This window comes from Aquimonas sp. (genome assembly GCF_044377145.1).
GTDB lineage: Bacteria > Pseudomonadota > Gammaproteobacteria > Xanthomonadales > Xanthomonadaceae > Aquimonas.
Map to the genome: position 1 here is coordinate 20,302 of NZ_JBILJQ010000068.1, position 9,372 is coordinate 29,673.

At 65.9% G+C, this 9,372-nt stretch carries 9 protein-coding genes; 5 read left to right on the top strand and 4 right to left on the bottom strand.

The window, feature by feature from the left end:
- Positions 1–93: 93 nt before the first annotated feature.
- The 4 genes from lnt to ACIQ7H_RS17520 all read right to left on the bottom strand — a co-directional run bounded on the left by lnt (position 94) and on the right by ACIQ7H_RS17520 (position 6,234).
- Entirely contained in the window at positions 94–2,580 is a 2,487-nt protein-coding gene (lnt, locus tag ACIQ7H_RS17505) for an apolipoprotein N-acyltransferase (protein WP_395793882.1), read from the bottom strand.
- A 119-nt stretch (positions 2,581–2,699) separates the two neighbouring features.
- The gene (locus ACIQ7H_RS17510; RefSeq protein WP_395793884.1) at positions 2,700–3,425 is read right to left on the bottom strand and encodes a hypothetical protein; all 726 of its coding nucleotides are present in this window, start codon (positions 3,423–3,425) and stop codon (positions 2,700–2,702) included.
- 38 nt (positions 3,426–3,463) lie between these two features.
- Positions 3,464–4,555, bottom strand: coding sequence for an SGNH/GDSL hydrolase family protein (locus ACIQ7H_RS17515; protein WP_395793886.1), 1,092 nt, complete (start codon positions 4,553–4,555; stop codon positions 3,464–3,466).
- 776 nt (positions 4,556–5,331) lie between these two features.
- A complete protein-coding gene (locus ACIQ7H_RS17520) occupies positions 5,332–6,234 on the bottom strand; it encodes a LysR substrate-binding domain-containing protein (protein ID WP_395793888.1) in 903 nt (300 codons plus the stop codon).
- Positions 6,235–6,340: 106 nt separating this feature from the next.
- On the opposite strand from ACIQ7H_RS17520, the gene ACIQ7H_RS17525 reads away from it, so the two are divergent.
- The 5 genes from ACIQ7H_RS17525 (at position 6,341) to ACIQ7H_RS17545 (ending at position 9,319) form a co-directional block, all read left to right on the top strand.
- Positions 6,341–7,321 (top strand): YeiH family protein, encoded by a 981-nt coding sequence (locus ACIQ7H_RS17525; protein ID WP_395793890.1) that lies wholly within the window; start codon positions 6,341–6,343, stop codon positions 7,319–7,321.
- A 129-nt stretch (positions 7,322–7,450) separates the two neighbouring features.
- Positions 7,451–7,804 carry a hypothetical protein gene (locus tag ACIQ7H_RS17530; RefSeq protein WP_395793892.1) on the top strand — a complete coding sequence of 118 codons (354 nt, stop codon included), beginning with the start codon at positions 7,451–7,453 and terminating at the stop codon, positions 7,802–7,804.
- Positions 7,805–8,149: 345 nt separating this feature from the next.
- Positions 8,150–8,488, top strand: a complete 339-nt coding sequence (locus tag ACIQ7H_RS17535; RefSeq protein WP_395793894.1) for a hypothetical protein — start codon at positions 8,150–8,152, stop codon at positions 8,486–8,488.
- A gap of 157 nt (positions 8,489–8,645) precedes the next feature.
- Complete coding sequence (locus ACIQ7H_RS17540) at positions 8,646–8,993, top strand: hypothetical protein (RefSeq protein WP_395793896.1); 348 nt, start codon at positions 8,646–8,648, stop codon at positions 8,991–8,993.
- 161 nt (positions 8,994–9,154) lie between these two features.
- Positions 9,155–9,319 (top strand): hypothetical protein, encoded by a 165-nt coding sequence (locus ACIQ7H_RS17545; protein WP_395793898.1) that lies wholly within the window; start codon positions 9,155–9,157, stop codon positions 9,317–9,319.
- The last annotated feature ends 53 nt before the right edge of the window (positions 9,320–9,372 follow it).

Sequence of the window (9,372 nt, forward strand, 5' to 3'; positions counted from 1 at the left end):
CAGTCTGGTCGCGGATGCACGTGATGGCTCGCTCGATCGATCCGCGGATCGAGCAGGCGACCGCCACTGGTGCCTTGCTCGATTCTTCGAGGCTCAGCCGGCGGTGATCCGCAGCAGCAGCCAGGTCGGCACGCCGGCGTAGAACAGCAGGCGCCCCAGCCACTCCATTGCATGCCTGACACCTGCGGCGCGCGCGGAGCTGGCGCCCTGTGCGATCACGCAGCCCGCTTCGATCAGCACGCGCAAGACGGCGGCGAACAGCATCAGGCCGATCGCCCATGAAACCCACCAGATCAGCAGCCCCGTCAGCCAGGCCTGCAGCCCATAGGTGTAGTACTCGCCCAAGCTGCCGCCGAAGGCGATGTGCTGGTGCAGGCGAAACGCGGGCAGGGCCGGCAGCAGCGGAAACAGCACGAACTTCAGCAGCGGGTGGTCCAGCCAGCGGCGTTTACTGGCGGCTCGGTGGTGCGCGTAGCGGGCGAGCGCTGGTGCGTGGGTGCCGGCGAAGCGCGCGGGTGAGCCGGCGGCATTGAGTGCCTGCAACAGAGCTTGTGGATCGGCGACCGCGATGGCCTGGCTCCAGCGTTCGCCCGAGGTCAGCAGCAGATCGACGCCGCTGGCGGGCAAGGGCAGGCGCCAGACCTGCAGTGCGGCGATTGCAGCCAGCGGGATCTCGACCCGCTGCCCGCGTTGCTGCAGCACCAGCAGCCCGGCTTCGATATGCGCTCGCGCCGCGAACGCGCGCTGCAGCGCCCATGCGGCCAAAGCGGGCGCGACCACGGCGGCGAGAAACCACCCGACCTGACTCAGCGAGTTCACCTGCAGGCCGTCGCGCAGCAGCATGCGCAGGGCGACCGCCAGCAGGCCGACGCCGGCGCACAGACGCAGCGCCGCTGCAGCGACGCGCCACGCTGCGGAAAGTACGATGACTGGCTCGGAGTAGGCAGCAGGCCCCGCGCTGGCTTCGGCATCGGCACGCCTCGCGATCACGCGCTGCCGAACTCTGCGAACGATCGACACCATGGCCAAGCCCAGCAACCCCAGCAGACCTGCCGGCCCCACCCAGTCGCCCCAGCGCACCATCAGGGTCGGCGGTGGATCCTGCGCGCGGATCTCGCCGACCAGTACGGTGCGTTCGCCCATCGCGGTGCTGGCGATCACTTCGCCGCTGGCGTCGATCACCGCGCTCAGGCCATTGGTGGTGACGCGCAGCTGCGGCAGGCGTGTTTCGATGCTGCGGAAAGCGGCCACGGCGAGGTGCAGCCGCGCACCCTGCGGCGACTCGCTGAACCAGGAATCGTTGGACAGGCCGATGATGGCCTGCGCGCCCAGGCGCGCGCCGTCGATGGCAAGCGCGCTGCGCACGTCGTCCAGACAGATCAAGGGCAGAACATTCACCTCGCGACCGTCTGCACTGCGCAGCGGCATCACCCGCGCGCCGTGGCCCGGCTGCCAGCTGCCGGTCCAGGACAGCCAGCGGCGCAGCAGCGGTCCATCCAGCCAGGCCGGTACATGTTCGGTCAGCGGGAAGGGATGGGTTTTGCGGTAGTAGCCGAGCAGGCCGGTGCCGGGCTCGACAAAGGCCGCGGCGTTGTACTCGCCGGCGTCATCGAGGTCATAGGTGCCGAACACCAGCGGCACGCCGGCGCTGTCGACGAAGCCTTGGATCTCACGGTCCAGCGCGGCGCCGTCGTCGCTCTTGGGGTGGCCGAAAGTGGTCGGGAACACGGTCTCCGACCACAGCAGCGCATCCACGCGGTCGCGCTCAATCGCCTGCCGCGACAGCGCGTAGTGGGTGTCGAGCACATGCCTGACCACGGCGTAGGCGCCGATCTCCGCGCGCAGCCGCTCGTAGTCGATGATGTTCGACTGCACCAGGCCAACTCGGAGCGTTGGAAGCGTGGCATCGGCTGCTGCGCCAAGCGTGTTCAATCGCAGCAGCCCATAGCCCGCCATTGCGACGACTAGCGTGACCGCAAGCGCAGCGGGCCTCAGCAGCGCACGCATGCCATCGCGTCGACGCGTAAACGCCGCGGCCACGGCCTCGTTGACCAAAATCAGCAGCAAGGTGAGTCCCGCCGCGCCGCCCAGGTCCGCGACCTGACGCAGAGTGGCGGACGGAAACAGGCCGTGGCCGAGCGTATCGCCCAGCAGCTTCGGCAGCAGCCATTCGCAGCCGACCCAAGCAGCAGCGCCCGCGCTGGCCTGAACCAGCGTGCCGTGGTGACGCCCAACCAGATGGCGCACCACGGCGAAGGCCAACAGCTGTGGCTGCAGCAGCGGCGCCAGCGCCAACAGAATGACTGTCGCCCCCGCGCTGCCGTAGCCGGTGTAGGCGCCAATCGCGGCACCGAACCAGGCGAACACCGCAGCGACCAGGGCCAGGCTCATCAGCAGCGCGCTGGCGAGCGTGCCGTGCAGCGTACGCGTGGCATTCAGCGCCAGCAGCCACGGTGCGAGGGCGACAAAGCCCAGCGGCCAGGCCGCCCCAACGCGTGCGTACAGTCCGAGCAGAAGCGCGCTTGCCGTCAGCCCGGCCAGCAACTGCCAGCGCGGCGCAGGCCGATACTCCGTCGTCAACTCGGTCTACTCCGTGCAGGGGTTGAGCAGTGTGGGTGCGGCGCACATTGCCGTGCGGGCAAGCTGCAGGCCGCTGGTCAATTCATCCCGGCAGCCTGTGCGAAGCGTGGGTGCAACGCTCACTCCGCCGGCGGCGGGATTTCGATCGGCTCGATCGGCAGGCCAGGCGGCGCCAGCTCCGGCGGCACCACGCGATCCTCGGGCAGCACGATCGGGCGACCGGCTTCGTCGTAGAAGGTGTAGTCGGGCGAGAACATAAGCACCGGCTCGATCGGTTCGCCGTCGTCAGTCACCTGGTGGTGGCGCACATAGCCTTGCGGCAGCACGAAGTCATCAGGCACGGCGATACCGTGCAGCGGCGGGCTGGTGCCGGGCGGATTGAACGCCGCCAGGCCGTCATGAATACCGGCATGGCGCAGGCCGTCGATCACCTCGGCCATGGTCGGCTCGCCGTCGGCCGGCGAGATGTAGGCGGCGATGTCGTCGGGGTCCAGCGAAGGCAGCTCGTCGGCCATCGTTGAAACCGCGACTGGCGCCAACGCGGGTGATCGGCGCGGGGGCGTTGTCGAGGGCACCGGCGAACTCGGTTGTGTGGGCTTGGATGCTGCGGAGGCAGGTGCAGCAGGTGCGGCTGGCGGCTCGTGCGCGGGCATTGTGACCGCCCGCGGCTGTGGTGCAGCCACCGCTGGATACACCAGATAGGCGATGCCCGCGCCCACCATCAGCAGCGCCAGCGCAAGGTAGATCCGCGCTGAGCGATGCCAAGGCTGCGGCTGGCGGATCATGCGCACACCCGCGCCGTCCGGGATGGACGACGGGGTGGGCGGCGGGACAGAGGTGTCCACTGCGCGGGGCTCAGTTCTGTCTGATCAACGGAGTGAGATCAGAACGGGGTCGGCGGGCTGTAGGTCGACAGCGCCCAGCCCATCCGCTCGTGGCCGAAGCGGTCCCAGATCGGGCTGCGGCCGTTGGCAAAGCTGGTGTAGCGCGCGGCGCCAGTGCCGGTGCTGCCGCCAAACAGCCCCGCCGACACGGTGCCGCCGGTAAAGGTCGGATGCACATCGTCCGACTGGATGTAGTCGAAGCTGCTGGAGGCCGTGACGAAGTGAGTGTTGGCGTCGCGCAGGGTCGGCCGCAGCGTGCCGGTGATGCGGTTGACATAGCTGGCTTCGGTCTCGCCGGCCACGTAGCGGAGGGCGTCGGAATCGACCTGGCCGTCGCCGTTGCTGTCGTAGTCGGCGCCCATGTACTGGGCGAAGCTGTCGGCGCACTTGAAGTTCTTCTGGCGCGCGTACTCGCACATCCAGTAGTTCATGCGCGCAATCGCCGGCAGAAAGCGGTCGCGCAGATTGACCGTCGCGCCGGTGCTGGCATCGCGGCAGCTGCTCTGCACGTTGTCGGCGTTGTAGCCGGGGTAGTACAGATTGCTGATGACCTTCAGCCGGGTGTTCGGGTGCGCGTTGGCATTGATGTAGTCCATCGACGCAGCCACTGAGGTCTTGCAGGCGGCCACTGCAGCATCCAGCCCGCTGTAGTTGCAGGTGCCGGACTGCGACTTGAAGGCCGAGCGCGCCTGCAGGCCATCATTGCCGCACATCTCGAAGGTCACCACGCGGGTCGAGGCGGCCTGCATGTACGAGCGCTCGGCGACGATCTTGTTCTGGTACACGTCGGAAGCCACAGCGCCGGACTTGGCGCGGCGGATGTTCTCGATGTCGGCATTCCACAGCGCCGCCAGGTATTCGGATTCGACCGTCGGCGCCGCGTAGCGCGCGGCATTGCTGATCGAGCCGTTGTAGCCGGCATAGATGGAATCGCCGTAAGCGACCACGCGGTACTTGGTGCTCGTGCCTGAGCGGTCAACCGTCCAGGAGACGTTCTGGTTCAAGGTATTGCCCATGGCGGCGGCACTGCAGGCGAGCAGGGCAAGGCCAGGCAGCCAGGTACGGGCGGTGCCGCGGAGTCGGTTCTTCATGGTGTTCCCCTCGATTGATGGTGTGCGACGCGGAGGTCGGATGCCTCCGCTTGTGTTCACTCGACCAACAGTTGGCATGGCGCCCATTGCGGGCGTCCCCCCGATGCCGGCCCGTACGCTAGCGTCCGGTTGTGTTCAGCGTCAACGGGATTCCATGACGCAGCGCACAGCGTTCCGCACAGCGTTTCGCGTGCTGCACTGCAGTAGGTATTGCAATGCCGCAAACCAGTTCGGCGCGGGAAGTAGAGACCCGAAACATTGCAGGGGTGTGGCGCGCAGATGTCCGTGCCTGCACTGCACCAGTTGCTGCGCCGCCATGCTGCGGACTACCGAACCGCCGATCGGTTGATCAGGTCTCCGAAGACGCCCCAGGGCCCCCGCTCGCGCGAATCCAAGCTCCTCACCATGCCTGAACCCACCCGCGACATCCCCAAACAGCCCCGTCTTCGCTGGAGCCAAACGGCATAGTGCCTCCCGAGCGCGCTCAGGGCGCATGTGGTGGTGATCGGCAGCATCGCCAGCGCCCGAGCCTTTCGCGATCAGTCGCCCGCCTCCCAGCCGATCAAAGCCCTGCGGCGCTAACCGACCGACGCGCGAAGTTGGGCCGCGCTGCGCTTGGCCCAACCCACCGAGTTGCGGTGCTTGGCCCAACCGAGCTGCTATGGCTTTGTAGATTGGGACAAGCCAAAGGCACGTCCCAACGTCGAGGAACGGCATCCCCGGTCGCCGTACGGATCGTCAGCTCGCGCGAACTGCGCTCTCCCGCGCGGCGGGTTTCAAGGCTGGCCGGGCGGCTCGCGATCTGGCGCGGTGCTGTTGAGAAAAGCCTGCAACAACGCACTGCGATACTTGCGCCGGTGAATGACGAACTGCAGTTTTCGCTGCAGCGACAGGAACGGGGTAGGCAGGATGGCCAGCCGTCCGGTGGCTGCCGCATTCCGCACTGCGACAGCTGGCAGCAAAGCCAAGCCCAGGCCGGCGATGACCGCCTGCTTGATGGCTTCGCTCTGGTCCAGTTCCAGGATGGTTTCGCCGGGGGGCAATTGCGCCAGCGCTCGTTCGGTTTGCTGTCGTGTGGCGGAGCCAGCCTCGCGCAGGATCCAGCGACTGCCGGCGAAGTCTCCCGGGCGCAGTGTCTTCCGGGCAACCAGAGGGTGCCCCGCAGGCGCACAGATGCACAGTGCATCTCCGCGCCAAGGCAGCAGCTCCAGCTCGGCATGGGTGATGTCGCCCTCGACACAGCCCAGATCGAGGCTGTAATCAAGCACCCCAGCGACGATGGCGGCGGTGTTGTCCACGTGCAGGCGCAAGGCGACCCGTGGGTGTGAGCGTACAAAACCGCCGAGCAGATCGCCGACCAGATAGTTGCCCACGGTGTTGCTGGCCCCGAGTCTGAGCTCGCCGCGTGGCTGCTCGGAAGATTCCGCGCCACGACCCAGCTCGGTCAACCGGTCGAGAATTTCGCGCGCCAGCGGCAATACGCGTCGGCCGTGATCGTTGAGCCGCAGCCTTTGTTGGCTTCGGTCAAAGAGTGGTGCGCCCAGCAGCCGTTCCAGTTCGGCCAGCGCCATGCTGGTCGCTGGCTGGCTCAAGTGCACCTGAGTCGCTGCTGCGCTGACGCTGCCGCTCGCGGCGATGGCGGCAAACACTTCAAGCTGTCGCGGGCTGACACCAATCATCAGTCTGGCTTATGGGGCGAGTAAGGTTTTTAAACTGTACTGATACTCAGCGCGCTGTGAGCATGCGCGCATGCATTCCATCCTTTCTGCCGCTGGGTCGGCCCGTGTGACGACGATCTTGCCGGGCTTGCTGCTTGCCCTGATGCTCGGTCTGGCGGGCCTGGGGCTTGCGCATGCGCCTGGGTTGCGCTCCTGGCAGCTCAGCGCGCTGACGGTCGCCATCGTGCTCGGGATGGTGATGGGCAACACCGTCGGCTCGCGGCTTTCGCCGTCCCTGCTTCCGGGCATCGCCTTTTCGCAGCGCGTGCTGCTGCGGGCCGGTGTGGTGTTGTACGGGCTGAGACTGTCGTTTCAGGATGTCGCCGCGATCGGGCTCACCGGCTTGCTGGTCGATGCCGTGGTGGTGCTGTCCACCCTCGGGCTGGGCGTGTGGGCGGGGCAGCGCTGGTTCGGGCTGGATCGGGATACCGCGCTGCTGACGGCGGTCGGCAGCGCGATCTGCGGTGCAGCGGCCGTGCTGGCGGTGGAGCGGGTGATCCGCCCGGAGCCCCACAAGGTCGCCATCGCGGTCGCCAGCGTGGTGCTGTTCGGCACACTCAGCCTGTTTCTGTACCCACAGCTGTTCCCGCTGCTGGGTTTCGATGCGGCCACGTTCGGCCTGTATGCCGGCGCGACCGTGCATGAGGTGGCGCAAGTGGTCGCGGTCGGCAGTGCGATCAGTCCCGAAGCGGCGGATGCCGCGGTCGTGGTCAAACTCACCCGCGTGCTCATGCTGGTGCCCGTGCTGCTCTTCCTCGGCTACAGCGAGTCGCGGCGGACAGGTCAGCGGCACAGGGTGATTCCATGGTTCGCGCTCGGCTTTGTCGCCGTGGTTGCGCTGAATTCGATGATTGCTCTGCCTGCCGAGGTCAAGCGCCTGCTGCTGGCACTCGACACCCTGTTGTTGGCCACGGCAATGGCGGCCCTGGGGCTGGAGACCCGGTTTGCCCGGATCAAGGCGCTCGGCCCGCGCCCTCTCTTGCTGGCAGCGGCACTGTTCCTGTGGCTGAGCGTGGGCGGATACCTGCTGATTCGCGCACTTCAGTGAGGTGCTGGCGTGGCGCAGCCGCCAGTCGAGCGATACGCAAAGCACGCTGCCTGCGCGAATCTGCACTCAAGCCGCGCTGGACCCCACCCGCGACACACCCGAACAGCCCCGGTCTTCGCGCTCCGCCCGATGACGATCGCGGGCTTCGAACTCGCCTACGCGATCACCCGCGAATCCACGCGCGAGTACGTCGAGCAGACCTGGAGCCCGTGGATCGAAGCCGAGCAGCGCGAACTCCACGCACGCAGCTACCGCGCCGGCCAGCACGACTTCATCGTGGTCAACGGCGTCGAACTGGGTCTGCGCGCGCTCGAATGGCGGCACGGCTGCGTCTACCTCGCTCGGCTCAATCTGCCTACCGCAGCGCAAGGGCAGGGTGTTGGCGCAGCGGTGCGGCACGACCTTCTCGCGCAGGCGCGCGCAGTAGGCCGCGGGGTGGAACTGCAGGTGCTGAAATTGAACGCCGGCGCGCAGCGATTTTAATCGCGGCATGGGTTCGAGCGGGTGGGGGAGCGGCACCATTCAACCGAAATTGCACCTCGACCTGAGCGTGAGTTCGTGTTCTGGCTCGGCTTTTGCGGCGGTGGTCAAGCTGTGAGCGGGCCTACTCGGCACATGGGCAGGCTCCACTTGTGGGGATTGGAACAAGGTCCTCTCGCTCCGAGGCACAAGGACCTGTCATATGTGACAGGTTGACCAAAGTGCGACGACCATCGCACTGTTGTCGCCAGAGCAAGTCGAGCGTCGGTGCTGCGCGCGCTAGACCAGATTGCGCGCTGGGGTTATCACGGACGGTTTCCGTTCAGTCGGACCAAGGCCTCAAACGCCATGAACAGCGCTGACAGCTTTCCCAACAATGTTCGAGCCTCCGTCGTGCTTGCGTGGGTTCTGCTTCTAGTCGCGGCCTATTACACGTTTCGTTGGGTGCCACTCGAGCCGCTTTCGGCAGCTGGGGACCTCGCGTTCATCACCCCGGCGGTCGCTTCCCTTGCCGCGTGCCTTGCGTCAATTCTTTTGCTGCTCGTCGCAGGCCCGGTGCTGCGCAATCGATCCCTGGCGCAGCGCGCGGTGGTCGTGCTCCCGGTCGCACTGTCAGTTCTTTTGGGCGCAGTCGTCTATCTTCGCTCCCAATCAATCATTCAAGCCGACGCGTTTGGCGCGGCTTGACGCTGGCGTTAGGCATCGGAAACCCACAGTGGCCGCATCAAGTGGTAAGCCAAAAATTGGTAGAATTCTGTAGTGTGAAATCGAACAAGGCCTACGCAGATCCACTGGGTTTATTCTTTCACGAAGCACTGCAAAAACCTGTCCCAAGGAGAGAGCCATGGCAGACGAAATGCGGTCCGCAGATCAATTGGTGAAGACCATTATCGAAACACCCGGCGTTTTACAGGAGATTCAATCAAGGCCGGCAGAGACGCTAAACAGATTGGCCGAGCAAGCCAAGAAGCAAGTCGTGCCGCGTGCTCTAGAGCAAGACAGGCTCATATATAGAATCGTCGTTAGCTCGCTGGGGCTTGTAGTGCTGTTTGTTGTCGTGGGAGTCATGGGTCTTTCTTTCAAGAACAGCGGCGGCACAGTCGCAATCCCAGATGTCCTGACAGCGCTTGGATCGGCGGCAATAGGTGCGCTTGCGGGAATACTTGCACCGTCGCCGGCCGCGAGTAGATGACTGAGTCAGTCTCGTTAGCTGTCGGATCCAGAGTGATCACTCGCCTGCTCAACCCAGGTTTCCGGGTGGTCCAACAAGCCCGGTGTCGCTATTGAAGCGACAGACTCAACTCTGAAATGGTAGCCGCCCGCCCGAACAGCCCCGCCTTCGCGCTGCGCCCGATGACGACAGCCGACGCCGAACGCGCCTACGCGATCACCCGCGAAGCCATGCGCGAGTACGTCGAGCAGACTTGGGGCCCGTGGATCGAAGCCGACCAGCGCGAACGCCACGCACCGGAACGTGTCAACCCTTTCCCAACACTCGGCGACGTTTTTTCTAACTAACCACCTCCGGCAGATCGAGCTCAACGGGTGTGGATCTGGCCTTGAGCGCGCCG